The sequence below is a fragment of the Pseudarthrobacter sp. AL07 genome (assembly GCF_029960665.1).
In the GTDB taxonomy this organism is placed as follows: Bacteria; Actinomycetota; Actinomycetes; order Actinomycetales; family Micrococcaceae; genus Arthrobacter.
Genome location: NZ_JASBRB010000021.1, coordinates 13,011 through 38,702 on the forward strand (window position 1 = coordinate 13,011; position 25,692 = coordinate 38,702).

20 protein-coding genes and 1 pseudogene are annotated in these 25,692 nt (G+C 61.4%); 17 read left to right on the forward strand and 4 right to left on the reverse strand.

Annotation, left to right across the window (positions count from 1 at the left end; translation table 11 throughout):
* Nucleotides 1-125 precede the first annotated feature (125 nt).
* The 9 genes from QK290_RS14235 (at nt 126) to QK290_RS14275 (ending at nt 10,546) form a co-directional block, all read left to right on the forward strand.
* Nucleotides 126-1,211, forward strand: a complete 1,086-nt coding sequence (locus QK290_RS14235; protein WP_282331297.1) for a nitrilase-related carbon-nitrogen hydrolase — start codon at nt 126-128, stop codon at nt 1,209-1,211.
* A gap of 181 nt (nt 1,212-1,392) precedes the next feature.
* Nucleotides 1,393-2,475, forward strand: a complete 1,083-nt coding sequence (locus QK290_RS14240) for a substrate-binding domain-containing protein (protein WP_282331298.1) — start codon at nt 1,393-1,395, stop codon at nt 2,473-2,475.
* Between the two features lie 39 nt (nt 2,476-2,514).
* A complete protein-coding gene (locus tag QK290_RS14245; protein ID WP_282331299.1) occupies nt 2,515-3,207 on the forward strand; it encodes a gluconate 2-dehydrogenase subunit 3 family protein in 693 nt (230 codons plus the stop codon).
* A 4-nt stretch (nt 3,208-3,211) separates the two neighbouring features.
* Nucleotides 3,212-4,981 (forward strand): GMC family oxidoreductase, encoded by a 1,770-nt coding sequence (locus QK290_RS14250; RefSeq protein ID WP_282331300.1) that lies wholly within the window; start codon nt 3,212-3,214, stop codon nt 4,979-4,981.
* Nucleotides 4,968-6,503 (forward strand): sugar ABC transporter ATP-binding protein, encoded by a 1,536-nt coding sequence (locus QK290_RS14255; RefSeq protein ID WP_282331301.1) that lies wholly within the window; start codon nt 4,968-4,970, stop codon nt 6,501-6,503. The genes QK290_RS14250 and QK290_RS14255 overlap by 14 nt, the downstream gene beginning before the upstream one ends.
* A 69-nt stretch (nt 6,504-6,572) precedes the next feature.
* Nucleotides 6,573-7,646: an ABC transporter permease gene (locus QK290_RS14260; protein WP_282331302.1), complete on the forward strand. Its 1,074-nt coding sequence runs from the start codon at nt 6,573-6,575 to the stop codon at nt 7,644-7,646.
* Nucleotides 7,647-7,707: 61 nt separating this feature from the next.
* Nucleotides 7,708-8,751: a substrate-binding domain-containing protein gene (locus QK290_RS14265; RefSeq protein WP_282331328.1), complete on the forward strand. Its 1,044-nt coding sequence runs from the start codon at nt 7,708-7,710 to the stop codon at nt 8,749-8,751.
* Complete coding sequence (locus QK290_RS14270) at nt 8,748-9,689, forward strand: aldo/keto reductase (protein WP_282331303.1); 942 nt, start codon at nt 8,748-8,750, stop codon at nt 9,687-9,689. The genes QK290_RS14265 and QK290_RS14270 overlap by 4 nt, the downstream gene beginning before the upstream one ends.
* A gap of 23 nt (nt 9,690-9,712) precedes the next feature.
* Nucleotides 9,713-10,546, forward strand: a complete 834-nt coding sequence (locus QK290_RS14275; RefSeq protein WP_282331304.1) for an aldo/keto reductase — start codon at nt 9,713-9,715, stop codon at nt 10,544-10,546.
* On the opposite strand, the gene QK290_RS14280 is transcribed toward QK290_RS14275, so the two are convergent.
* Nucleotides 10,543-11,583: a LacI family DNA-binding transcriptional regulator gene (locus QK290_RS14280; RefSeq protein ID WP_348994663.1), complete on the reverse strand. Its 1,041-nt coding sequence runs from the start codon at nt 11,581-11,583 to the stop codon at nt 10,543-10,545. The genes QK290_RS14275 and QK290_RS14280 overlap by 4 nt on opposite strands.
* A gap of 78 nt (nt 11,584-11,661) precedes the next feature.
* On the opposite strand from QK290_RS14280, the gene QK290_RS14285 reads away from it, so the two are divergent.
* Together QK290_RS14285 and QK290_RS14290 are read left to right on the forward strand one after the other, a co-directional pair.
* Nucleotides 11,662-11,922: a hypothetical protein gene (locus QK290_RS14285; RefSeq protein ID WP_348994472.1), complete on the forward strand. Its 261-nt coding sequence runs from the start codon at nt 11,662-11,664 to the stop codon at nt 11,920-11,922.
* A 61-nt stretch (nt 11,923-11,983) separates the two neighbouring features.
* Nucleotides 11,984-12,693: pseudogene (locus QK290_RS14290) on the forward strand (PDDEXK nuclease domain-containing protein); the annotation flags it as partial.
* Nucleotides 12,694-13,905: 1,212 nt separating this feature from the next.
* On the opposite strand, the gene xylB reads toward QK290_RS14290, so the two are convergent.
* The 3 genes from xylB to QK290_RS14305 all read right to left on the reverse strand — a co-directional run bounded on the left by xylB (nt 13,906) and on the right by QK290_RS14305 (nt 17,831).
* Complete coding sequence (gene xylB / locus QK290_RS14295; RefSeq protein ID WP_282331306.1) at nt 13,906-15,318, reverse strand: xylulokinase; 1,413 nt, start codon at nt 15,316-15,318, stop codon at nt 13,906-13,908.
* A gap of 99 nt (nt 15,319-15,417) precedes the next feature.
* Nucleotides 15,418-16,605 (reverse strand): xylose isomerase, encoded by a 1,188-nt coding sequence (gene xylA / locus QK290_RS14300; protein ID WP_282331307.1) that lies wholly within the window; start codon nt 16,603-16,605, stop codon nt 15,418-15,420.
* Between the two features lie 140 nt (nt 16,606-16,745).
* Nucleotides 16,746-17,831 carry a Gfo/Idh/MocA family oxidoreductase gene (locus tag QK290_RS14305; protein WP_282331308.1) on the reverse strand — a complete coding sequence of 362 codons (1,086 nt, stop codon included), beginning with the start codon at nt 17,829-17,831 and terminating at the stop codon, nt 16,746-16,748.
* A 241-nt stretch (nt 17,832-18,072) separates the two neighbouring features.
* Between QK290_RS14305 and QK290_RS14310 the strand changes: the two genes are divergently transcribed.
* The 6 genes from QK290_RS14310 (at nt 18,073) to QK290_RS14335 (ending at nt 25,632) form a co-directional block, all read left to right on the forward strand.
* A complete protein-coding gene (locus QK290_RS14310; RefSeq protein ID WP_282331309.1) occupies nt 18,073-19,281 on the forward strand; it encodes an ROK family protein in 1,209 nt (402 codons plus the stop codon).
* On the forward strand, nt 19,263-20,273 hold the full coding sequence (locus QK290_RS14315; RefSeq protein WP_282331310.1) for an aldose epimerase family protein: 1,011 nt from the start codon (nt 19,263-19,265) through the stop codon (nt 20,271-20,273). Before QK290_RS14310 ends, QK290_RS14315 begins: the two co-directional genes overlap by 19 nt.
* Before the next feature lie 433 nt (nt 20,274-20,706).
* Nucleotides 20,707-22,296 (forward strand): sugar ABC transporter ATP-binding protein, encoded by a 1,590-nt coding sequence (locus QK290_RS14320; RefSeq protein ID WP_282331311.1) that lies wholly within the window; start codon nt 20,707-20,709, stop codon nt 22,294-22,296.
* A complete protein-coding gene (locus QK290_RS14325) occupies nt 22,293-23,342 on the forward strand; it encodes an ABC transporter permease (RefSeq protein WP_282331312.1) in 1,050 nt (349 codons plus the stop codon). Before QK290_RS14320 ends, QK290_RS14325 begins: the two co-directional genes overlap by 4 nt.
* A 3-nt stretch (nt 23,343-23,345) precedes the next feature.
* A complete protein-coding gene (locus QK290_RS14330; RefSeq protein WP_282331313.1) occupies nt 23,346-24,383 on the forward strand; it encodes an ABC transporter permease in 1,038 nt (345 codons plus the stop codon).
* A gap of 76 nt (nt 24,384-24,459) precedes the next feature.
* A complete protein-coding gene (locus tag QK290_RS14335) occupies nt 24,460-25,632 on the forward strand; it encodes a sugar ABC transporter substrate-binding protein (protein ID WP_282331314.1) in 1,173 nt (390 codons plus the stop codon).
* Nucleotides 25,633-25,692: the final 60 nt, after the last annotated feature.

A 25,692-nucleotide genomic window follows, 5' to 3' on the forward strand; every position in this document is an offset into this window, starting at 1 on the left:
CGGTTCGAATACTGTCCCCATCTCATTTTAAATTTGTTCAAAAGCCCTATTGACGGACCCTGAGTGTGCGCTAACATGGCTCTCAGCCGAGGACGAGCTCGAGCATTCGACGAAGGAGTTGACCAATGACGCAGCCGTACACCGTGGTGGCTTTGTCCCCCGTCCAGAAGCCCATCCGGGAGCCCGAAGATGCGCTGGCGAACACGAAGCGCATCATCGGCTTCATGAAAACGGCAGTGGGTGTGGCAGCTACCGAAGGCGCCCCCGTCAAGCTGGTGGTTATCCCCGAGATGGCGATCCAGGGTATGCACATGGCCTTCACTGCCGGGAACCGCGAGGCAGAGAAGAAGTTTGCCCGAACCATCCCCGGCCCCGAAACCGACGAGTTGGGCAAGGCAGCTCGCGAACTTGATACCTACATCGCCGGAGAGCTGTATCTCGTAGCGGACGACGATTTCCCGGATCGCTACTTCAACGTGGCCTTCATGATCAACCCGCAGGGCGAGGTGATTTACCGGCGCGCCAAGGCCACCAGCGACGGCTTTGAAGGCGGCACCTTGGGCACCACCAATCCCCATGACCTGTGGGATGAGTGGATCCAGAAGAAGGGTGATGGCCGGATCATGGACGCCATCTACCCCGTGGCTAAGACCCCCGACATCGGCAACATCGGCTACATCATCTGCCACGAGGGCGCCTACCCGGAAATAGCCCGTGGCCTGGCAATGAACGGCGCGGAGATCCTGATCCGCGCAACGCTCATCGAGCCGCAGACGATGAATGGGATGTGGGAAACGCAGAACAAAGCCCACGCCATGTTTAACAACGCCGTCGTCGTGGCACCCAACCTCGGCCCGGAGATCGGTCCGGACGGTGTCCTGAACGACCTCTTCGGGGGCAAGTCCATGATTGTAGACCACAAGGGTCAGATCATTGTCGAGCAGTCGGGCATCACCCCCGGCGACACCTTCGTCAGCACCGTCATCGACATCGACGCGCTGCGCAGGGCACGCCAGTCTAACGGCGTTTTCAACGGCTTCAAGGATTTGCGCACCGAACAGTACGCCGCGATCTATGCCGAACCGATTTACCCGAAGAACCAGTACCTCAACGAGCCGCCGGCCGAAGGCTGGCTGGCCCGCGAACGCGAACTCCGGGCCAGCAACATCAAACTGCTCGAACAGCGGGGAGTCTTTACCTCGATCGACTAGAGGCCTGCTTTTCGGTTGATCTACGGTAGCGGCTTTCGGCAAACGATCGCCCGGGTCAAGCGTAGGAGACCTGGGCGATCGCTCTGTCGGCAATAGCAAGGCCTTGGAAGGCCTGCTCAAATTTGCGAGGACGGTGCGGCAGTATCCGGCACCGCGTCTGTAACACAAAAGGAGTGTAGGAATGAGCAGTTCAACATCGCCGACGGGGAAACGCCGGCTTCAATTCGCAGGAATGCTGGCGGCGACGGGTCTTGCACTCGCACTGTCGGGCTGCGGGGCAAGCGCCGCACCGGCAGGAGACACCGCAGAAAAGAATACAGGAAAAGGCCTCGTCATCGGCTGGTCCCAACGGGGAATCAGCGGCAGCGACTGGTGGAAAACCCTCGTGGATGGCGGGAAAGCCGAAGCGGAGAAGATGGGGGCAAAGATCGAGCTCCTGGACGCCAACGGTGACACCGTCCGCCAGAACGCCGATGTCCAGACGCTGATCACCAAAAACGTGGACGTGGTGATCATGAATGCCAACGATCCGATCGGCGTGGGCCCCTCGGTGCAGGCACTCAAGGCGGCAGGAATCCCCCTGATCACCGTCAACTCGAACCTCGATCCGTCCCTCGTTCCGAACATGTTCTGCTACGTGGCCGAAGACCAGAAAGCCACCGGCGCCCTGGCCGGGGCTGACATTGCCAAGAAGGCCGTGGCCAAATTTGGTGAGACCGGGGAGTTCAAGCTCGTCGGCATCGGCGGATTCCCCGGTGACGTCATCAGCGAGCTTCGCTACAGCGGATTTATGCAGGGCTACAAAGAGGTCATCAACAAATATCCCGGCATCAAGACCGTGGAGCTTCCCCTGAAGTACGGGTCCTGGAAGCCCGACACTGCCCTGTCTCCGATCCGGGACGTGGCGACGTCCAACCCGGACCTGAAAATCGTTTTCAGCATGAGCGACGTCATGCAGGGCGGCATCGAACAAGGCCTGAAGTCAGCCGGCATCTGGGACAACGTAATCGAAGGAAGCTATGACGGCGGCATGACATCTGTGAAGCAGATGCTCGACGACCCCAATGGACCGTTGCAGGCGGACGCTTCCAACCAGCCGTGGGACCAGGGCGCAACGGCTGTGAAAATGGCACTGGCGGCGTTCAACAAGGACTCATCCAAGTGCCCCGGGCAGACAACATTCATCAAGACAAGCCTCGTCACGCCCGATAACGCCAAGACCTTTCACAAGCCGCAGGACACCTACGTCCGCGCCGCTGAATAGCCTACGTCCCTCGACGAGCCACTTCGAAAGACAAGCATCGTGAATCAAAAACAAACAACGTCTCCTCCAGTCGAATCCATGGCACTGACCTACTTCACCGACTTTCAAGCAAAGACCGTTGAAGCCGTTGCGGAGCGTATTATCCCCGCTAACGGCGACGACGCCGGAGCCACCGAAGCCGGCGTCGTCTACTACATCGACCGGTCAGTGACCGGCTTCAGCGTCAACCTGCAGCGCATTTACCGCCTGGGACTGCGGGAACTCGAGCGGTACTGCAGCGACCTCTTCCACGCCCAGTTCCACGAGCTGGAGACCGACCAGCAGGATGAAATCGTCCGAGACCTGCTCGGACCGGAAGTCATCGAGACTTCTGCCTCGCCTGCCTCCGGGCAGCTGCCTGAACCGCTCGATCAGGACATCGTCGACGACGGACACCGGCGCCTCGCGGACTCATCGGTCCGGGTCGACAGGGAGATCCTGCGCCGCCTGTTCGCCGTTATCCGGGAGCACACCGTTGAGGGGTACTTCTGCGACCCGGTTTACGGCGGTAATCGCGACACGGTCGGGTGGAAGCTCGTGGGCTTCCCCGGAGCCCAGTGGGGCTACACGGCCGAACAAATGAAGCCCGGATTTGACGCTTCAACCATCGTCATCAAAACCCTCTCCGACCTGCGCCGCGACCTGAGCAAGATGACAGACAACAAGCAGTACTACTCAAACGAGGTGAAGTGACGCCGTGGCGCAGAAAAAATTCGATGTCATAGTAGTCGGGGCAGGCGCATCCGGCGCGATCGTAGCCTCCGAACTGGCCCAACAGGGTCTGAAAGTCGTCTGCCTGGACAAGGGTCCCGCCTACACGGATGAGGACTTCAAGATGAAGTTCGACGAAATCCGGTACTACGCCCGCGGTGCCATCATCCCGAACATGACCAGCGACCCGATGACATGGCGTGAGGGAAGCAAGGACTCATCAAAGCTCCTGCCCTGGGTCGACGGACCACTGGGCACCGTCAACCCACTGCACCTTCCCCCCTCGCTCGGGACCGGTGGGGGCTCTATCCACTGGGGCGGAGCCTGCTGGAGGTTCCGCGAGACAGAGTTCACGATGAAGAGCACCATCGAAGAGCGGCTCGGCAAGGACTTCCTCCCCGAGGACAACACGCTCGAGGACTGGCCGATCAGCTACCAGGATCTGGAGCCCTACTACGACCGCGTCGAATGGGACTTGGGCATCTCCGGCCGCGGCAACAACATTGCCGGTGAGGAGCACCTGAGCAAGAACCCGTGGGAAGCGCCCCGCGCCCGGGACTACCCCATGCCGCCGCTTCGCCAGGGTCCGGCCGACCAGCGTTTCGCCGAGGCCTGCAGCCGGCTCGGCTTCCATCCGTTCCGAACGGCAGCGGCCATCGCCTCCGAACCCTTCAAAGACCGTTCGGGCTGCACCTACTGCGGTTTCTGCCACGGCTACGCCTGCCACGTCAACGCCAAGACCTCAACCCACGTGGCCACCCTGCCCGACGGCCTTAAGAGCGGAAATCTCGAAGTCCGGGACTATTGCCGTGTCTACAAAGTCAACATGTCCAATGACGGCAGCCGCGCTACCGGCGTTTCCTACTACGATCCCCAAGGCAGGTCCGTTGACATCGAAGCGGACCGCGTGGTCCTGGCCTGCTACGCCCTGGAGAACGCCCGTCTGATGCTTGCATCGGGTATCAACAAGAACGGGCAGGTCGGCAAGCACCTGATGACCCACGCCTTCGGCTTCTTCATGGGCCTGACGCCGGAGTCGTCCAACCCGTTTATGGGTCCCCTGGTAGCTTCGACTGCCATCGAGGACTTCAGCGGCGAACTGGTTCACGACTACGATCCAAGCGTCTTCTGGGGCGCCCCGATCATCAGCTGGCCGGGCGACTACCAGCCGTTGGAAATTGCCCAGGCCATGCCAGAGAACGCACCCCGCTGGGGAGCCGGCTTCCGCGATTGGATGAAGGACAACTACACGCGCATCTGGGCCATGTACTCCCAGACCGCAAACATCCCCACCCATGAGACGTACGTCGACCTGGATCCGAACCGCAAGGACCAGTACGGCCAGCCGGTGCTCCGCATGACCCACGGCTGGAGTGAGATGGACCAGCGCGCCGTCGAATTCCTGCTCAAGCAAAAGCGGAAGATCGCCGCCGAGATGAACCTAACAACGTGGTGGGAAGAAACCTCCAACCCCGACTATCATCTGTCCACGCACGAGGTGGGCACCCACCGGATGGGCGAGAACCCCGCGACCTCAGTAGTGGACATCTTCGGGCGATCGCACGAGGTGAACAACCTCTTCGTTATTGGCGGCGGCCAGTTCCCCAGCTATCACGGCTACAACCCGACGCAGACCATTCAGGCGCTTGCATACATGACGGTGGATCAGATGCTGGACAAGCCGATGATGTCGCGGGTGCTTCCGTCCATGGAATCGCTGCTGGATCTGGCCGGTGGGCGGCATGGCAATGGATGAGGCCGTGTTGGCCCAGGCGGAGCTGCGGCTCGAGGGAATCACCAAGTCCTACCCCGGCGTGCAGGCGCTTAAAGGGGTTGACCTCAGTGTCGGTCGTGGAAGCATCCACGCCCTCGCCGGGCAGAACGGTGCCGGCAAGTCCACGCTGGTGAAGATCCTGTCCGGGGCGGAGACGCCTGACGGCGGATCTATTTTCCTCGGCGGCGAACAAATCCGCTTCCGTTCGCCCCAGGACGCGCAGCAGGCCGGGATTCATACGATCTACCAGGAATTGAGTCTGGTGCCCAGCCTCTCCGTCGCCGAGAACATCTTCCTCGGGGCCCTTCCCATGAAGGGCCCCGTGGTGGACTGGGCGGCGATGAAAAGCCAGGCGGAGGCCGCCCTTGCCCGGATCGGGTTCGACCTGGACGTGCGGCGCCCCGTCTCCAGCTTTTCAGTCGCGGAGCAGCAGGCCGTTGAATTGGCTAAGGCTTTGCACAAAGACGTCCGCATTCTCCTGCTGGACGAGCCAACCTCCACCCTTCCGCTTCCGGACGTGGCCCGGCTCTTCGAAGTGCTGCGGGGACTGGCGGATGAAGGCGTCACGTTGCTATACATTTCGCACCGCATGGATGAGCTGTATTCGCTGTGTGATTCCGTTTCCGTCCTCCGGGATGGACGCAAGGTCGTGGAGTACACAACCGCGGACAGCAAACCCAGCGACGTTGTCACCGCCATGGTGGGTCAGGACCTCTCCGGCTCGTTGGCCGAAGCTGCTCTGAGCGGCGAACGCAGCCCGCGGCTCGGCGCCGGGCCCAGTGATCAGATCCTGATGTCCGTCACGGACCTGCACCAGGACACCAGGATCTCGGATGTGACGTTCGACCTGCACCAGGGTGAGGTGCTCGGGATCTCCGGGTTGATTGGCAGTGGCCAGTCCGAGCTGGCGAGTCTTCTTGCAGGCGCCCGCGAAAAGACCCGCGGGTCCATTATCTTCGAGGGCAAAAGGGTGGAGTTCCGCACGCCCCGTGACGCTATCCGCCGCAGCATCGGGCTATTGCCGCAGGACCGCAAGGCGGAAGGGTTCATCCCTGACATGAGCGTGGGCGGAAACATCACCCTCGCAAGCCTTCCGATGTTCAGCCGCTTCTCTGTGATGAACAGCCGCCAAGAGGCGAAGGCTGCCCAGGGCCTGGCTGATCAGCTTGGCATGAAGATCTCCAGCATCGGCCAGCCCATGAAGACGCTAAGCGGTGGCACCCAACAGAAGGCCATCCTGGCCCGGTGGCTTGTGAGATCAGCAAAGCTGCTGATCTGCGACGAACCGACCCGTGGCGTGGACGTGGGCGCCAAGGAAGACATGTACGAACTTCTCCGCGACTTTGCGAGGTCCGGTGGAACCGTCATTATCGCCAGCTCGGAAATTTCCGAAGCGATGATGTGCGACAGGGTTCTGGTCATGGCCAGAGGAAAAGTGGTTGCCGAATTCGACCACGACGAGATTGACCCGCACGGGCAGGTCCTCCTGGAACGGTTCGCCTGAGCGAGCCGGGCACATCGCCTAACCACCTACCGAACCCATTAAGTTTCCTCGAATCCGACGGAGAATACATTGGCAAATCCCAGCACCATTGAAAAGCAGACTGAACCCCGGCCCGCCAACGGCGGACGGAGCAACGCAGCTCCCCGTCCAGTCATGGAAACGGTCAGACGCCTGCTTCCCAAGAGCTATCTGATCCTGGTCCTGCTCGCGATCATCATCATCGGAACGGCAGTGTCGCCGGACTTTCTGTCGGTCCGGAACGCCAATAACGTGATCGCCTTCTCGGCCATCGTCGCGATCCTCGCCGTGGGTCAGTTCTTTGTAATCCTGACAGGCGGAATTGATCTGTCCGTAGGATCCATCCTGGCGATGTCCACTGTGGTCTCTGCCCTCACACTTCAAACGGGCATGTCCGCGGGATTGTCGGTCGCGATAACGCTGGGCGTCTGCGCACTGGCCGGCTTTCTCAACGGACTGATGGTTGTGTGGCTCAGGATCCCGCCGTTTATTGCCACGCTGGCGATGCTCAGCATAGTTAAGGGATTCAGCTACATCATCCAGTCCACCAGCTTGATCCAGATTTCGGATACTTCGTTCATCTCCGCCTTTTCCAGCGGCGTGACCCTGGGGCTCCGAAACCCAGTTCTCATCTTCATCCTTGTCACGCTCGTTGCAGCCTTCGTCACCAAATTCACCACCATGGGGCGCCGACTGTACGCCATCGGCGGCAATCCCGAGGCGGCCCGGCTATCCGGCTTGCCTGTGCACCGCGACCTCCTTATCACCTACACCGTTTCCGGGCTGTTGGCCGGCCTCGCCGGTCTCATTGCGGCCGCCCAGCTGCTGCAGGGAAGTTCTCTCATCGGAACGGGCTACGAGCTGGACGCGATCGCAGCGGTCGTAGTCGGCGGGGCGTCACTGATGGGCGGCAAGGGGGACCCGATCAGCGCCGTGATCGGCGTCTTCATTCTGGCGACGATTATCAACATCATGAACCTGGTCGGCATCTCCTCGGAACCGCAGCTGGTTATTAAGGGCGCAGTTGTGGTGATCGCCGTGTTCCTCTCCAGCGCAGGCGGAGTGCAACGTATCTCGGCGGCCCTAAGCAAGGCATTTGGGCGCCACCAGACGACGTCAGCCTAAGAGAGAACGAACAGCAACCATGTCCAGTGAGGTCTCACCCACGCCGCCCCGCAACCCGAGAATGATCGACGTCGCCCGGCTCGCCGGCGTGTCCCAGCAGACGGTCTCCCGGCTGGTCAACGGTGACACGAACATGCGTCCCCAAATTCGTGAGCGCGTGGAAGATGCCATCCGGCAGCTTCAATACCGGCGCAACACCGCGGCGCGTGCCCTGGCCACCAATCGGACCATGAATCTGGGGGTCATAAGCTTTGGTCTGTCCCAATATGGGCCGTCCGTGGCACTGTTCGGCATCGCCGATGCAGCACGGAAGGCCGGTTACGCCACCAGCCTCGTCACCCTCGAGGAGGCGGGGGTGGAGAACATCAGCAGGGGGCTGGACCATCTCGTCGCGGATTCTGTTGACGGCATCATTGTCCTGGCACCCGTCCAGAGTGCATTGACAGCATTGAGCGCACTGCCCACTGCCGTGCCGCTCGTGGTGTTTGCTCCGGGCGTGGACGAGGGCCTAACCAACGTAGCTGTGGACGAGGTACTCGGCGCGCGCCTGGCGACACGGCACTTGCTGGATCTCGGTCACGAGACTGTCTGGCACGTCAGCGGTCCACCAAGCTGGCTGGGTGCCGAGGCCCGCATCCGCGGATGGCGGGCGGAGCTTGCCTCAGCTGGCCGTGTCGCCCACGTCGAATATGAAGGCGACTGGAGCGCTGAATCCGGCTACCTGGCGGGCAGGAAAATCGCGGCGAACCCGGACATCACCGCCGTCTTTGCGGCCAACGATCAGATGGCTCTCGGCGTTCTCAGCGCCCTCAAAGAGGAAGGCAGGCGTGTTCCTGAAGACATCAGCATCGTCGGATTCGATGATGTTCCCGAATCGCGGTTTTACGCCCCCGGCCTGACCACCATCCGCCTGAACTTTAGCGAGGTGGGCAGGATGTGCGTCGAGCGGATCCTGGACCTGATAAAAGGTTCGGCGCTAGATCCCGTTCCATGGCTGCAGCCCGAACTCGTTCACAGGTCCAGTACTGCGTCCCCCTCAGTGGGACGCAGCATCAGCATCTCCCTCGGGAGCAATAACAACAAACACGTGAGGAACGAAAAATGAAAAACCGCCCCTTTGGCAAGACAGGGCTTACCGTCTCACCGATCTGTGTGGGCACCAGCCCCCTGGGCAGCTTCCCGGCTCAATACGGCTACGAAGTGAGCACCGACCAGGCCATCGCGACCATGCTGGAGGTCTTCCGCGGACCGTTCAACTTCATCGACACCTCCAACGAGTACGGCGGCGGCGAAAGTGAACGCAGGATCGGAATGGCCACCGAAAGAGCGGGCGGCCTACCCGACGGGTACCTGCTCGCCACAAAAATGGACCCGCTTCCGGGCACCACAGACTTCTCCGAAGAGAGAGTCCGAGCCTCCGTGAAGGAGAGCCTAGAACGGCTGGGACTGGACCGGCTCGAACTCGTGTACCTGCACGATCCGGAAAAAATCAGCTTCGAAGAAGGCATCGCACCCGGCGGGCCGCTTCAGGCCCTGGTCAAACTTCGCGATGAGGGAGTCATCCGGCACCTCGGCGTCGCAGGCGGCCCCATCGATCTCATGCTGAACTACCTGTCCACCGACGAATTCGAAGCAGTGATCAGCCACAACCGCTACACGCTCGTGGACCAGTCCGCTCTGCCCCTGATCGACGAAGCCGACCGCCGCGGAATCGCCTTCGTAAACGGCGCCCCCTACGGCGGCGGGATGCTCGTCAAAGGCCCGGACGAGCACCCCAACTATTGCTACGCGCCGGCAAGCGAAGCCACCAAGGAACGAGTCCGCCAGATGCAGCAGATCCTTGCCCCGCACGACATTCCTCTGGCCGCCGCCGCACTCCAGTTTTCACTCCGCGAACCACGCATCGCATCCACGATCGTGGGGATGTCCGCGCCCGAACGCATCGCCCAAACCGTCCGGTTCGCAGAATGGGAAATTCCCGAGAGCGTCTGGGCCCAGCTGGAGCCGCTGGCCGCAGTAGGCCGCGACGGCTTCGAAAACTAGACCAGAGCTGCAAAGGACAAACCATGCCAACCACGCTCCACCCCCCGGTCCTCGTACAGAACGACGGATTACCGATACCACAGATCGGACTCGGCATCTACGGCCCGGACGACGACGTGGCTGCCGACGCGGTAGTCAACGCCCTGGCGACCGGGTACAGAAGCATCGACACTGCCGCGTTCTACTTGAACGAAGCGGGAGTCGGAGAAGGTCTCCGGCGCTCCGGCCTACCCCGTGAGGAGGTCCATGTCACCACCAAGGTCTGGGGCGATGACCATGGCTATGACGAGGCGTTGGCGGCGTTCGACCGCAGCCTCAGCTCCTTGGGGCTGGAGTACGTCGACCTCTACCTCATCCACTGGCCGCTGCCCGCAAAGGACAGGTACGTTGAAACGTGGCGTGCCCTGGAGAGAATTCTCAGAGATGGCCGGGCCAAATCGATCGGCGTCTCCAACTTCCAGCCACACCACTTGGAGCGTCTCATTGCGGACACTGAGATCCGGCCCGTGGTCAACCAGATCGAACTGCATCCCGGTTTTCAGAATGAGGCCGTCCGCGAGTTTAATGCCCAGCAGGGCATCCTCACCCAGGCGTGGTCGCCCCTTGGTCGGGGGCGGGTTTTCGAAAACGCGGACCTGATCAAGATTGCGCAGAAACATTCCAGAAGTGTCGCCCAGATCGTGATCCGCTGGCACGTCGAACTCGGAAATGTGGTTATCCCCAAATCCGTAACTCCGGAGAGGATGAAGGAAAATCTTAACGTCTTCGACTTCACACTCGACGAGGACGATCACAAAACCATAAGGAACCTCGAAACCGGGGCGCGGACGGGCGACAACCCTGACCTTTTCGGCTAAGGTCGACGACCGCTCCGCGGCGGCGGGGCCGTACTGTCACGCACGACGAGTTCAGGCTGAATCTTTGCCGGCTCAGACGATTCGGTCCCGCCGATGAGGCTCAAAATACGCTCCACACAATTGCGGCCAACTTCACGGAAGTCCATCCGGACAGTCGTCAGTGCTGGCTGGTAGTAACGGCTATCGGGAACATCATCGAAGCCCGCGATGCTGACTTCAGCGGGACAGCTGACGCCCTCTTCCCGTAAAGCGCTCAGAACACCCATTGCCATATGGTCGTTCGCCACGAAGACGGCAGTGATATCCGGATTCTTGACGATCTCCAGTCCAGCGGCATAGCCCGACGCGGAAGTCCAGTCCCCCAAAATCGGCTGCGGCGCCACCCTTTTCGCTGCGGCGAGCTCGGACTGCCACCCACGGATTCGAGCGTCCGTGCCGACCCAAGCCGGATCACCACAGACCTGCCACACCGTCTCGTGGCCCAGTTCCAGCAGGTGTCGGGTTAGAAGTCGCGCACCGAGCTCTTCGTCGAGGGCTACGCTTGAAATACCGTGTTCCGCAGCTGGCTCGAAACTCACGACAGGTACGCCATCAGAGAAAGCCGCTATTACGCCTTGGACGCCTTTAATCGGCGCGAAAACTATTACGCCATCAACCCCGTTGACGATGAGGTGGCTCATGGCTGCACTCATACTGGTCAGTTGAGTATCCGAAACAGTGACGAGGGTGATGGTGTAACCCGCTCTTCGTGCGGATTCCTCAATACCCAAAAGCGCCAGTGAAGGGCCGTAATAATCCAGACCGAAGGAAATGATCCCCAAGGTCATGCTCTTGCTCGTCACCAATGCACGGGCAGCGGTGTTACGGCGATACCTCAACTTCCGAACGGCGTCCTCCACACTCTGGCGGATCTCCGGCCCAACATTCGTGCTCCCGTTCAAGACCCTCGAGACGGTCTGCTGGGACACGCCAGCGAGCCTCGCCACATCGACCATCCTCGCGCTCCGCGGGGCAGCTTCTCTTTCATATGAGGCCATTTATCAAGGCTATCTGGTAGTGGCCCAGTCTCAGAGTTCGTCTCACAGCCCGCGGTGGAAGGACACCGGTGCTCTCAGTTGAAGATCCCTGCTTCCGGTGCAGAGAGCGCGGCGGCCGCCGACTACGGCTCAGCCGAACACCACGAGAAATTCGCAGATTCCCTGGCAAGCACCGGCGCGAATGAAACCCAGATTCGTGGACGCCTCGCCGCAGCGCGCAGCGAGGGCACACACCCCAGCGCGGCGGTAACCGTGGGCAAGGGCGCCGCAAAGGCCAGAAAGTCACGCACAGGGATATCGGCCGGCGCAGAACGCACCAAGAGCGGTCCCAGCCGCTAAGCACCTGACTGTTGGGGGGAGTTGGCATGCCGGATGGGCCTTGGTCGATAGGATCAAGTTCATGACTGATGCCCGTGACCTCGCTCTTCCCTCCGGCTACACCGACCTTCTCAGTGAGCTCAAAAACCGGGTACGGGCTGCACGCACCGCGGCGATAAGGACTGTTATCACCCAGCTCATCGACCTGTACTGTGGTCCATCGGAAAGACCATCCTGGAACGTCAAGAGGTCGAGCAGTGGGGGAGCGGTGTTATCGGCCGGCTGGCCGAAGACCTGCGGGCAGAGTTCCCGGAGATGAAGGGACTGTCGCGCCGCAACCTCTTCTACATGCGAGGGTTCGCTGCCGCCTGGCCGGAGTCAATTGTGCAACAGCCTGTTGCACAATTGCCCTGGGGCCACGTCACCGTCCTGCTGGATAAGGGGGAGACTCCGGACCGGCGTTCTTGGTACGCCGCTGCCGCCGTAGAGTACGGCTGGTCACGGAACGTCCTCCTGAACATGATGATGAACAAGTCTATGGAGCGGACCGGCGCTGCGCCGTCGAACTTTGTGCAACGGCTTGAGGCACCAGATTCAGAGCTCGCCCAGCAGGTGGCTAAAGACCCCTACAACTTCGAATTCCTCGACCTCTCCGGTGAAGTGGCTGAGCGCGAACTGGAACTGGCCCTGACTAGCCGGATCACCGACACACTACGTGAACTGGGTCCGGGCTTCGCCTTTGTCGGCCGGCAAGTCCACTTCGATGTCGACGGCGACGACTTCTACGTCGATTGTTCCGATTCTTAACGGTTCGCAGACCACCTTGCAACTTGGAAACCCTGACCTTTGGTGTCCTGTCTCAATTTAGTTGGCCACCTTGACGTGGGAAAAGGCCAGATAAATTGAGACGGATCGGCTGGCCGCCCCCCGAAGAATTCGGCCTCTGGAACAGAGTGCCCTGGTCTTGCGTTTGAGCCACGCCTGGTCAATTTTTGGTCCGCTCCAGTCGGTGAACAGGCTGACACTGTAGGCGGCAGAGGTGACGTTGTCGAAATTCTCCAGCACAAGATCCCAGCACAAGATCCCAGTCCAGGTTCTCGTACACGGTTTGGCTGACGTGGTAGCTCGGCTCCAAGTCGAGGGTCAAACGGGTAACGATGCCCAAGGCGCCCAAGCCCACCACCATGCCCTCAAAAGAAAGGGTCACCACGGCCGGCGGAGAGGATCGTGCCGTCGGAGGTGACCATTTCCAGGGCTGTGACGGCAGCCGCCAGGTTGCGGTTGCCGTCCCCGGACCCATGGGTTGCGGTGGCTACGGCCCCGGCCACTGAAATGTGTGGGAAGGGATGCCAGGTTATGCAGCGCAAAGCCTTGGCGCTGCAACTCGGCAGCCAAGACGCCGTACCTAGTGCCGCCACTGACTGTTGCCGTCATTGCCTGTGCGTCGACGATGACGTTGGGTTCAAATCGGTCAAGTACAGCCAAGGTACCGGAGGAGTCTGCAAGGCTATTAAACGAATGGCGGGAGCCCAGCGCCCTGACGCGGTTAGCGCCGGCAACCAGTTCCTGCAAGTCCTCCACGCTGGCAGGGTGGGCGATGACTGGGGCCTCGAAAATGTGGTTCCCGGCCCAGTTGCGTTCCGTCAGAAGATTGTTCACGGCATTCCTTCTAGAGATAAGCAAACTCGATGACTGGATCAAAGCTCCGGGAGCTCGTGCGGAACGCCCTCCAGCAAGCGGCCCAGGCGCGTACGGCGCACTGTACTTCCAGTGGTGAATGGCCAAGGCCGGTGATGAGAAGTTTCATTCGGAATGCTGCCCCAGGCCGGCAAAGATACCAAGATCTGGCGGGAAGCGGTCCAACTGGGAGAGGCCCATCGAAGCTTCGGTCCGTTATGCGTCCTTGAACCTGAGATTCCCAGTGAAGGCCTGACTGGACGACGGCCCGTTCCAAGGCAGAGAACGACTCCTCCCCCGGCCATGCGGAAGGGCCGACAGCGGACGTTACGTCCGCGCCGGGGCGGCGAGGCCTGCGGCCGCGCGGTAACGCCTAATGAGTTCGCGTGTTGGTTCGACGGCTATTTCTTGCGCCGGCCCGGTGGCCCAATTGGGGAGCTGGCCGTTCAGGAGTCCGGCGGCTTGCCGTGCGGCGCCATCTGCTACGTATTCTCCCGGTTCGGGCACATGGACGGGAAGGCCGAAGACCGCGGAAGTTATTTCTTGCAGGGCCTGGGAGCGGGCGCCTCCGCCTATGAGAATGAGGCGCTGGACGGTCACTCCCTGATCGGTGAGCGCCGCAAGTCCGTCGGCAAGGGAGCACACGACCCCTTCGACAGCCGCGCGTGCGACGTTGCCTGGAGTGAAGTTGGCCAGTGTGATCCCATGAAGGGAACCGGTTGCGTCTGGCAGATTTGGGGTCCGTTCCCCTTCGAAGTAAGGAACGAGGACTAATCCACCGGCCCCCGCGGGTGCTGACAGGGCAAGGCGGGACAGTTCAGCAAGGTCAATGGAGAGCAAACGGGCTGTTGCGTCAAGTACACGTGAAGCGTTCAGCGTGCAGACCAGCGGCAGAAAGTTTCCTGTCGCATCGGCAAATCCTGCCACCTGTCCTGACTTATCAGCCGTTGATGTGCCGGAGACAGCGAACACCGTACCGGAGGTGCCTACTGATATGACGACGTCACCTACGCCAGCGTTCACGCCTAGGGCTGCCGCAGCGTTGTCGCCTGCACCGGCTCCGATCAGGGCGCCTAAAGGGGTCTTCAGATCTGATTCCAATGGTCCGAGCACGTGAGGCAAGGTCGGGACGTGCCCGAGGGTGCGTTCCAGGATGTCGGGGAGGTAGCGGCCGGTGGTCGGCGACCAGTAGCCGGTGCCGGAAGCGTCTGAGCGGTCAGTGCGCAGGGCGGCTAGCCCCTTCGCGCCGCTTCCGGGGCCGAAACCGGCCAACCGCCAGCTTAGCCAGTCGTGCGGCAGACAAACGGCGGCGGTACGTGCGGCGTTTTCCGGTTCGTTTTCGGCCAGCCAGCGCAGCTTGGTGGCCGTGATCGAGGCCACCGGGACGGTTCCGGTGGCCTCGGCCCAGTATCCGGGGCCACCGGTTTCCTCAATGAGTTCCTGCGCCGCGGGGGCCGACCGGGTGTCGTTCCAGAGCAGCGCGGGACGGACTACCGCCCCGTCCGCATCCAGGCAGACCATGCCGTGCTGCTGGCCACCCACTGAGACGGCGGCCACGTCCTCCAGTCCACCGGCTGTATCGATGGCCTTCTGTAGGGCGGCCCACCATAGCTCCGGGTCAATCTCCGTGCCCTCGGGGTGTCGTGCCGACCCTTGTCGGAGGAGGGCGCCGGTTTCGGCATCCCGGATGACGACTTTGCAGGATTGGGTGGAACTGTCCACTCCGGCGACCAATGGCATGGCTGGGCTCTTTCAGGAGGCTTCGGATGTACGCGGAACGTGTGGGGTGCCGTCGGGCCCGATGACCGGGCCCGACGGCGGTTCGTGATGCTTTGACGCTTAGCGTGCGCCGAGCAGGTGCTCTATAGCGAGCTGGTTCAGGCGGATGAACGCGAAGGAGCGCTCCCCTGCCTTGTTGGCGTCGAAGTCCTCGAACGAGGACTTGTCGGCGAGCAGGTCCGCGGTGCTCTCACCGGCGGAGAGGGTGGGCTCGCCGAGTTCGAAGACGCCCGAGGTCTTCAGTGCCTCTTGGACCTCGGGGTCTGCCCGGAAGGCCAGGGCGCGTTCCTTGAGCATGAGGTACATGGACATGTTTGCCTTGGCTGAGTCCCACACCCCGTCGTAACCGTCGGTGCGGGAGGGCTTGTAGTCGAAGTGCCGGGGACCGTCGTACTTGGGGCCGCCGTTGGGGAAGCCGTTCTCCAGAAGGTCAACTGTAAAGAAAGCGCTGGTGAGGTCACCATGACCGAACACGAGGTCCTGGTCGTATTTGATGCCGCGCTGGCCGTTGAGGTCGATGTGGAAAAGCTTTCCGGACCACAGGGCCTGGGCGATGCCGTGTGTGAAGTTCAGCCCGGCCATCTGTTCGTGGCCGGTCTCGGGGTTCAATCCGACGATGTCGCCGTGTTCGAGCTGGGCAATGAAGGCCAGGCCGTGGCCCACAGTCGGCAGGAAAATGTCACCGCGGGGTTCGTTGGGTTTGGGTTCCAAGGCGATCCGCATTCCGTAGCCTTTTTCCTTGATGTAGCCGGCTGCGGTGTCTACTCCCTCTTTCATCCGGTCCAAGGCCGCTGACAGATCCTTCGAGCCGTCGTATTCGCTGCCTTCGCGTCCTCCCCACATGACGAAGGTCTCAGCACCCAACTCGGCGGCCAAATCTATGTTCCTCAGCACCTTACTCAGGGCATACCGGCGGACCGCGCGGTCATTGGAGGTAAATCCGCCGTCCTTGAACACCGGGTGGCTGAACAGGTTCGTGGTCACCATCGGGACCTTGAGTCCTGTTTCGGCGAGGACCGTCTTGAAGTTCTTCAGGATCAGGTCACGTTCGGACGCTGACGCCTCAAAGGGTACGAGATCGTTGTCATGAAAAGTAATGCCGTAGGCGCCGCTGTCAGCGAGTTTTCGTACGGCCTCCAGGGGGTCCAACGGAGCTCTGGTCGCGACGCCGAAAGGGTCCCCGCCCGTCCAGCCGACGGTCCAGAGGCCAAAGGTAAATCGGTCTTCAGGTGTGGGTTGTGCTGTCATGGTGTAGCACCTTCTTGGGCTAGTTGGGTTAAATTCGGTTTCGCTTGCTTCTTGTTGCTGAAGGGACCCGGACGGGATCCTTCAGCCGACGTCGCAGGCCATGAATTCGGCCGTGTTGGCCTGCGACCGGTGATCGTGAGTCACCGGACCTCGCGGGCACTGTGAGCCTCGTGGATGCGTTCCAGGATCCGGACAACTTCCAAGGCGTCACGTGCCGCGACGGGTACCGGCCCTGTCCCGCGCAGGGCGGCAGCCACACCGTGATAGAAGGCCGGGTAATCACCCCGCTCGGTGGGAACCTTAACTGGAGTTGGGTAACCGGGTGCAGATACCCCGAGCGTTCCCCACGTTTCCTCGGGCTCGTTGCCGAACCTGTCGTCGGTGGGCAGCATGCCGCCTGCCAGCGCAGGCTCCTGGCCGTCCAGCCCGTAGGAGACATAAGCCCCTTCCGTACCCAGAACACGGAACCGAGGGCCCGGCTGCGCCCCGACCCTGCTCATGTACAGCCGGGAACAGACCCCGGAATCGTGGTAAAGATCGATGTAACTGACATCATCGTTACCACCACCCTCCCGGACGGTCCGGAGGTCCGCCCGCACATCGGAGACGGGGCCAAACAGCACGAGAGCCTGGTCAATCAGATGGCTGCCCAGATCAAATGCCACACCGCCGCCGAGCACCGCAGGCGTGGCATCCTGCCACTTGGACTCAGCTTGGGGCGCCCAGTGCTCAAAACTGGATTCAAACTGGTAGACCTGCCCCAGTTCACCGGTGCTCAGGACTTTCCTCACGGTGAGGAAATCTCCGTCCCACCGCCTGTTCTGAAATACCATCAGCGGCCTGTCCACCTCTTCGGCTCTCGCGATGAGCCGCTCGGCGTCGGCCACGGAAGCCGCAAAGGGTTTGTCCACGACCAACGCGACGCCGCGGTCCAGGTACGAAAGGCCCTGCGCCAGATGTACGGCCGGCGGCGTGGCCAGAACAACGAGGTCCAGCTCGGATGCATGCGCCAGCATTTCGTCGCTATCAGCAACAATCGTGGCCCCGGGATGATCCAGTTGCGCCTGCCTTCTGCGCTCTGGATTATTTGTTGCAATAAAATCCAGTGAAAAGTCGGAACTGGCGCCGATGAACGGGCAGTGAAATACTTTACCTGCGAGGCCGTAACCCAGCACTCCCGTGCGGATGGGGCGCCCTGCAATCGGACCGGATGTGAGGGAAGTCATAGATAGAGAATACGACGTAACCCTCAATTTGTTCAAGGAAACCACATATTAATTTGTTCGGAAGCGGCGGGTTGAGGTGGACAGACTCGTTGTCTACCGCTCACCCTAGGAAGGAACGGTGTCCAGTTGGGGATTCCGCAGCAAGATGCTTGGAGATGCCGTGCCGATGAGTAACCTTCCCGTGCCGCGTGGGCCGCGTGCGCTACCGACGTCGGGCAGGATGGGGAACAATCTGGACAGCGTGCGGCAGCACAACTTGTCGACGATCCTCACACTGGTCCATCACGCCGGAAGCATTCCCCGAACGGAACTGACGCGCAGGACGGGCCTGAACCGGTCCACCATCGCCGCGCTCGTTGGCGAGCTTATGGAACTCCGGCTGGTCACGGAGGCGGCCGCGGAAGTAACCAGCCAGGTTGGGCGTCCGAGTTCCATCGTGCGAACTGATCCGCGCACCGTAGCAATCACCGTGAATCCCGAAGTCGATGCCGTCACTGTCGGCGTCGTCAGCCTGGGAGGAGTCGTCCAAAACCGTATTCGGTATGCCACGGAGAAGCCGCCCACGGTCCGGGAAGCGGTGAACATCACTGCCGCGATCATTGAGGGTATCCAGGGGGGCTTCCAAACGGACACGCGGATTGCTGGTATCGGGATCGCCGTCCCCGGACTTGTTTCCCGAAGCGAGGGAATCGTCCGGCTGGCGCCGCATTTGGGGTGGCAGGACGCGCCCCTGACGGAGATGCTGGCCGAAGCAACCGGGTATCCCACCGCGGCGGCCAATGATGCAAGCCTTGGCGCCCTCGCTGAAAGAACCTTTGGAGCGGGCAGGGGCATCGACGACATGATCTATCTCAACGGGGGTGCCAGCGGCGTTGGCGGAGGAGTCATCTCCGGCGGCGTGGCGCTTGGCGGAACCAGCGGTTACGCCGGAGAACTGGGCCACACGCGTGTCCGCAGCGATGGCCGGGCCGACAGTGCCGGCGTCCGCGGTACTCTCGAGGCGGAAGTCAGCAGAGAAGCGCTTCTGCACATCCTCGGTCTTTCCTCAGCCGACACGGAGGAACTGGAACAGTCCCTGCTGGCCGCACAGTCCCTCGCGGTGCACTCAGAGGTGAACCGGCAACTTGATTATCTTGGCGTCGCCTTGGGTGGCGCGATTAACATACTCAATCCCCGGCTGATCATCCTTGGCGGGTTCCTGGGATCGCTCTATGCCCTCGACCCGGACCGGCTGCATAAAGTCGTTTCACGCCACGCGCTCCCAGTGTCCTGGAACGATGTGACTATTTCGAGGCCCGAATTGGGGGCCAACATCCTCATGGTGGGGGCAGCGGAACTTGCCTTTGCCCAGATCCTGGCCGACCCGGCCGGATCGGCCGGGCAGGAGGCCCGCCAGCCAGTGGAAGAGCGACCCGGAAAAGAAGGCATCCAATGGGCAACGATGAGCTAACGGTCAGCAACGGTCAGGGTCTCTCCATGACCGTCAGCAGCTTCGGTGCACGCCTCGTCGAATTACAGGTCCCGGACAAGGGCGGGCATGCCGGAAATGTGGTCCTGGGCTTTGATGCTCTGGAATCCTACAAACTGCAGACCAATTTGTACCTCGGTGCCACGATCGGCCGGGTCGCCGGGCGGATTGCGGGCGGAAGATTCGCCTCGCGAGGCCTGGAGCTTCAGCTAGACCGTAACGAGGGGGACAATCACCTCCACGGCGGCGGATCACGCGGCTTTGACCGTGTTGACTGGTCCGCGGCAAAAACCGAGTCTTCCCGTGGAACCGGCATCACGTTCGAATACCTCAGCCCCCACCTGGAGGAGGGCTATCCGGGAAACCTTCATGCCCGGGCAGAATACATTCTCTCCGACAAGAACGAGCTCTGGACCGTCTTCCACGCCGTGAGCGACCAAGCCACACCGGTGAACCTGACTAACCACAGCTACTGGAACCTCGCCGGTGGAAGCACGGCCGTGACCGGCCACCATCTAATGATTGCCGCGCAGGAAGTACTGCGGACAGGACCTGGCCTCATTCCCACGGGAGCCTCCCAGTCCGTTGCGGGCACTGCCCTGGACTATCGCCGGCAGCGCCGTATTGGAGATCTGCTCCCGGAGAACGGAGGTGAGCCATGGCCGGGACTGGACCACACCTACCTCCTGGATAGCGCCGACGAAAACCTCAAGCTGGCCGCTAGTCTCTTTGATCCGGAAAGCGGCCGCCATATGGAGTTGCTGACGACAGAACCCACCCTTCAGGTCTACAGTGCCAACAGGTTGCCGAACCTCACCGGGCGAAGCGGAATCCCCTTTTCCGCCGGACACGCCATTTGCCTGGAGCCCCAGCACGTTCCCGATTCAGCGGCCCTGCCCGGGTTCCCCTCCATCGTTCTCTCACCAGGCCAGGAGTACCGTCACACCAGCTGTTTCCGGTTCAGCACACGCTGAATCACAGCGGCCGGTCTCAGCGCCACGCTTATTGGCAAAGACCGTCTCACGGAACGCTGCGTCAGCCTCATGGCCTTCCCGAGAGTGACAACGCCCCGCGCAAGAGTGCACAAGTTTCGGACTAAGCCGCACCCACCCTGTCGTTCCTCTCAACTTATTCCCCGGGTCAGGCACCGCTTACCCGCGCCATCACTGGCACGCCGGGTGGTAAAAGCCCTCGAGAGAAGATGGGATTCGGCCAATCTAAACGCCCTAGCGGTGCATAGGGCCCATTTGGGCGCCCCGCTACGGGATATTGCCAAGCCTCACAAGAGCAGTAAAAGACACCCTTGCATTTGTTGTTTTATATCACTATATTGGTTTCAGGTGACTGCGGTCACATCTGAGGAATCTCAGTTCAACGCTATTTTCAACGATGAGAAGGAGCGATCGTGTGACAGAACGCCCAGCCCTTGGTGCTGATGGTTTACTGCTCAACGTCGACGGAATCAGCAAACACTATGAGGGCGTCACCGCCCTGGATGACGTCGGGCTCCAGGTCCGTCCCGCCGAAATCCATGCACTGCTCGGCGGAAACGGCGCCGGTAAGTCGACGCTGATCAATATCCTGTCCGGCCTGACTTTGCCGGATGGCGGAACCATTACGCTCTCCGGCCATCAGCTGGACCTGCGTCGGGCCAGTGACGCTCTTGGGCACGGAATCAACACGATCCACCAGGAGCTTTCGCTTGTCCCTGCCCTGACTACCTTGGACAACATTTTTCTTGGCAGGGAGGTCAATGCCCGCTTCCTTGGCATGAACGTGAAGCTTGACCGCCGCCGGATGGAAGAGCGTGTCCGGGCCTTGGCAGCCGAGTTCGGACTGTCACAAGAGGATCTGAAGCTGCCCGTCGGCGAATTCGGGGCGCTTAAGAAGCGCGTTGTCGAAATCGTTAAGGCCTTGGCCTTTGACACGCGGCTCCTCATTCTCGACGAGCCAACATCCGGCCTGGAAGAGGAAGAGCGCCTGAATCTCTTCGAGCACATGCGCCGGTTGCGGGAAAAGGGTGTATCCCTTATCTGGGTCACCCATCACCTTGAGGAACTCTACGGACTCGCCGACAGCGCCACGGTCTTCCGTGACGGTCGCCGCGTCGGCACTGTCAACGTCTCTGACACCACTGTGGATGATCTGCTGGGCATGATGTTCGGTATCGCTGCCGGTGAGTTTGGCTCTACCAGCAGCGCGCCAGCCCTTGCTGAAGTTGAAGTGGAATCGCGGGAAGAAGTTCTTCGCCTCACGGACGTCAACCGCAGCTACGTGCTGCGTGATATCTCACTTACGGTCCGCCAGGGAGAAATCCTGGGGATCGCAGGGCTGGCAGGCGCAGGCCGGACTGAGCTTGCCCGGGCGATTATGGGCATCGACAAGATCAGCAGCGGGACGGTGCATTGGAACGGCAACCCCGTGAAATTCTCCGGCTCCAGTGCAGCGTACCGAAAGGGCCTGGCGATGCTGCCTGAGGATCGGAAACAGCTTGGCATCCTGCCGGAATTGTCTGTCTCGGAAAACATCTCGATCTCCAGCCTCGACCGGGTCTCACGGCTGGGCTTCGTTCTGAAAAGCCGCGACGAGGTGTCGCAGGCGGAAAGCTACCGGCAACGTCTTGGCATCAAGACCGCCGACGTGAGGGAAAAAATCAGGAACCTCAGCGGTGGAAACCAGCAGAAGGCCATTGTTGCCCGCTGCCTTAACACCAACCCCGATTTGCTGATTTTCGACGAGCCCACCCAGGGCATTGATGTTTCCGCGAAAGTCGAGGTCCACAACCTGATCCGTGAGTTCGTGGCAAATGGTGGCGCCGCCATCGTCATCGCTTCGGAGATCGGGGAGCTCGTTGAGCTGAGCCACCGCGTCGTCATCATGAAAAAGGGGCGGCTCGTTGGCTCTGTCGATAATGTGCCGCACGCTCTCGTCTCGGGCCAGTTCGAAGCCGTTAAAAACCGTATCCTCGCAATGTCTGCAGGCAGGACCGAATCATGAACTTCCCACGGGCGGCGTCCCGCGCTCTTTCCACCAGCGGTGTCCCGATCGCCATCGCCCTGGTGCTCGTCGTGGTCATCTTTCAGATCATCTCGCCCGTATTCCTGACCCCGGGCAGTGTCCGCGACTACATCAATAACGCCATCCCGATCCTCCTCCTCACCGTCGGAGTGGCAATCGTGATTGTCGCCGGCGGCATCGATCTGTCCGTGGGTACCGTCGCCGGGCTGAGTGCCGGTACAACCATGTGGGCTCTTGTCTCCGGCGCACCGACGTGGACCGCCGTGCTGGTCGGCGTGGCCACCGGGCTGGTCTTCGGTCTATTCAACGGGCTGATGATCACCGTGTTCGGGATCAACGACTTCATCGTTACTTTGGCGACGCTGAACATAGCCGGCGGACTGCTCATTGTCCTGACGGAACAGGTACCACTCCAGGGAGTCACCACCCCCGGATTCTCGGACCTGGTATACGGGAACTTCCTCGGAGTTCCCACCGGATTCTGGATAGCAGCGGTCATATTTGCTCTGATGCAGTTCTTCCTCATCAGGACCGTCTTCGGACGCCGCATCTTTGCCATAGGCATCGCACCTGGCGCCGCAAATGTCGCGGGCGTGAATGTAAACCGCGTCAGGCTCGGAACCTTCGTTCTCTCCGGGCTGCTCGCCGGCGCAGCAGGAGTCCTGCTGGCCTCGCGCCTCGGGGCCGTTCAGGCCTTCCTTGGCAACGGGTACGAATTCATTGCCATCGCTGGGGCAGTCCTGGGCGGCGTGAGCCTCGCCGGAGGCAGAGGTTCAGTCTGGGCTGCCGTGGCCGGCGGGCTCATGCTCGCCACTCTTCAGCAAGGCCTGCGGCTCAACGGCGTAGACCCGGTCTACTTCAGCATCGTGACGGGACTCTGCATTGTTGCCGGCGTTGTCTTCGACCGCAGAATCCAGCAGTTGGCGCTGGGCAGCTTCAGGAAACGCGCCAAAGGCGGCCCGACACCTCCGGCGCCGGTAAAGCTCCAGGAAACACACTTGCTCGGCACAGGGAAGCAGGACTGAGAAATGGAAACGACCTCATCGCAGAAGAACCAGACTATCGTCGACCGTGTCGTCACCCGTCTGCTCGTTGACCCGACACTTGGGGTGCTTGCCCTGCTGGTGCTCATCTGCCTACTGGCCGCGTTCACCCTACCGGTTTTTCTCAACGGCTCAAACCTCTACAACCTCGTCAATAACAGCCTGGTGGTCATGATCCTGGCAATGGGCATGACGGTCGTGCTGGTCTCGGGAGGCATCGATCTCTCAATCGGGACGACGATGGCGCTCTGCGCCGGTGTCACCGCAGCCGCCATGAACTTTGGACTGCCGCTGTTCGCGGCGCTCCTGGCAGCCCTGGCCATGGGGGCTCTGGTCGGCCTCGGCAACGGTCTGCTGATCACCCGACTCGGGCTGCCGGACTTCATCGCCACTCTTGCAATGCTGGGTTTCGCCAGCGGCGTTCTATACATCTGGACCAAGGGTGTGCCGATCATCGGCTACATGGTCCCGGAGTTTTACATCGTCGGCGGCCTGACCCCCCTGGCGGGCCCGCTTACACTGCCGATGGTCATCGCTCTCCTCGTCGCTCTGGTGCTCGGAGGGATCCTGGGATTCACCCGCCTCGGCACCCATTTCTTCGCCGTGGGAAGCAGCAAGACCGGAGCCATGCAGTCAGGCGTACGCGTCGAGCGGGTGCGCATGCAGGCATACATCGTCAGCGGTCTGGCCGCCGCTGTTGCCGGCATCATCATGGCAGGACGCAACACCAACGTCCCTGCCGACCTGGGCAACGGCTACGAGATTCAGGCCATCGCCGCAGCCGTCATCGGTGGTGCCGCACTCTCAGGCGGACGTGGCCGCATCCTGGGCGCCATCCTCGGAGCAATCACGCTGGCTGCCGCTGTCAACCTGATTAACCTCGTCGGCGTCCCTTCCAGCTATCAGAAGATCGTCATCGGCGGCATCCTCGTCGCGGCAGTCCTGGCCAACCGCATCAGCGCGGTCGTCAGCGGCAAGGTACGCCAGAGGAAAGCAATGGTCCTGGAAGGGATCCCTGCGTAGGAATTTACAGCATGAACCTGCCAATCGACCGTTTGGCATTCGAACGACACCATCACAAGTGAAGGAAGCATCAAAGATGAGCTCACGCACTCTGAATCCGCAGACGGGCCGTCGCGGTTATGGCAAGGCCCGCCTGGCGTTTATCTCCACCGCCACGGCAGCTGCACTGCTGCTGACGGGTTGCACGACAGTGAACGCGCCCGCCGGAGGTTCCAACGCCGCCGCCGGCGGCGGCGGGACCGACTACCTCCCCGACGAAGCGATCAAGAAGATCGTCAACGGCCGCGAGATCAAAGTCGGTTTTGCACCCCCGATCCTCTCGGAGTTTTACACACAGGTGGAAAAGGCCGCGCACAACAAGATGAAGGAATACGAGGACCGGTTCGGCGTCAAATGGAAGTGGGAACGTCAAGGCGCCCTTAACGACGCCCACTCCGGCACCGAGACCCTCGGAATTGTCCAAGGCTATATCGCCCGGGAGTTCGACGCGGTGTTTGTCTGCTCGGCAGCGAACGCGGCAACGATGCAGACCCTGTACAAGCAGGGATCCGAGAAAGGCATCGACTTCTACCAGTTCAACTCTACCGAGGAACTGGCCAACCCCTCCCAGGCCGAAGACCCCACCGGAGGCCTGTCCACCGTAGCGAACATCGGCTACGACGACCGCTGGCAGTCAGGGTACCTCGCCGGAAAGTACATCGCCGAGCAGCTCAAAGGCGAAGGTTCCATCATCCAAATCATGGGACCGTCCGGTTCGGACTGGACGAAATTGCGCCAACAGGGATTCAAGAAAGCCATCGCCGAACACCCCGGACTCAAGATCGTCGGTGAAGCCGACGGCGGATACGTCAGGGATAAGGGCCTCACGGCCGCCCAGGACCTGCTGACCAAATTCCCGGACGTGAAGGCCATCTACGGCGAGAATGAAGACATGGCGCTGGGCGCTTCCCAGGCCATCGACGCCCGGGGCCTCAAGCACTGGGACGGCACGTCCGGGATCATCACCATCGGCGCCGACGGCCTGGTCTCCGGCATGGAGGCCATCAAGGCCGGCAAACTCACCGCGACGGTGGACGTCAACAGTGCCGAGATGGGCAGCCGGATGATTGAAAGCCTCTTCGCCCACGAGTTCCTGAACCAGGAAATCAGCCAGTTCATCCGCATCCCCACCGGCGTCGTTGACAAGTCCAACGCGGAATGGCACGAGGGCGTTCTCAAGAACGTGCTCGCTGGCCCCGGCAAATACTGACAGACCCTCGTCCCGGTCCGGCCGCCACGGCCGGACCGGGACCCGAAGCACCTCACCGCT

Excerpts from the sequence above, each read along its gene's own strand:
- QK290_RS14265 (WP_282331328.1), top strand. The coding sequence starts at position 7,708 with ATGATCGACGTCGCCCGGCTCGCCGGCGTGTCCCAGCAGACGGTCTCC.
- xylA (WP_282331307.1), bottom strand. The coding sequence starts at position 16,605 with ATGACAGCACAACCCACACCTGAAGACCGATTTACCTTTGGCCTCTGG.
- QK290_RS14305 (WP_282331308.1), bottom strand. The coding sequence starts at position 17,831 with ATGACTTCCCTCACATCCGGTCCGATTGCAGGGCGCCCCATCCGCACG.
- QK290_RS14335 (WP_282331314.1), top strand. The coding sequence starts at position 24,460 with ATGAGCTCACGCACTCTGAATCCGCAGACGGGCCGTCGCGGTTATGGC.
- QK290_RS14315 (WP_282331310.1), top strand. The coding sequence starts at position 19,263 with ATGGGCAACGATGAGCTAACGGTCAGCAACGGTCAGGGTCTCTCCATG.
- QK290_RS14235 (WP_282331297.1), top strand. The coding sequence starts at position 126 with ATGACGCAGCCGTACACCGTGGTGGCTTTGTCCCCCGTCCAGAAGCCC.
- QK290_RS14275 (WP_282331304.1), top strand. The coding sequence starts at position 9,713 with ATGCCAACCACGCTCCACCCCCCGGTCCTCGTACAGAACGACGGATTA.
- QK290_RS14255 (WP_282331301.1), top strand. The coding sequence starts at position 4,968 with ATGGCAATGGATGAGGCCGTGTTGGCCCAGGCGGAGCTGCGGCTCGAG.
- QK290_RS14325 (WP_282331312.1), top strand. The coding sequence starts at position 22,293 with ATGAACTTCCCACGGGCGGCGTCCCGCGCTCTTTCCACCAGCGGTGTC.
- QK290_RS14330 (WP_282331313.1), top strand. The coding sequence starts at position 23,346 with ATGGAAACGACCTCATCGCAGAAGAACCAGACTATCGTCGACCGTGTC.
- QK290_RS14240 (WP_282331298.1), top strand. The coding sequence starts at position 1,393 with ATGAGCAGTTCAACATCGCCGACGGGGAAACGCCGGCTTCAATTCGCA.
- xylB (WP_282331306.1), bottom strand. The coding sequence starts at position 15,318 with ATGCCATTGGTCGCCGGAGTGGACAGTTCCACCCAATCCTGCAAAGTC.
- QK290_RS14280 (WP_348994663.1), bottom strand. The coding sequence starts at position 11,583 with ATGGCCTCATATGAAAGAGAAGCTGCCCCGCGGAGCGCGAGGATGGTC.
- QK290_RS14270 (WP_282331303.1), top strand. The coding sequence starts at position 8,748 with ATGAAAAACCGCCCCTTTGGCAAGACAGGGCTTACCGTCTCACCGATC.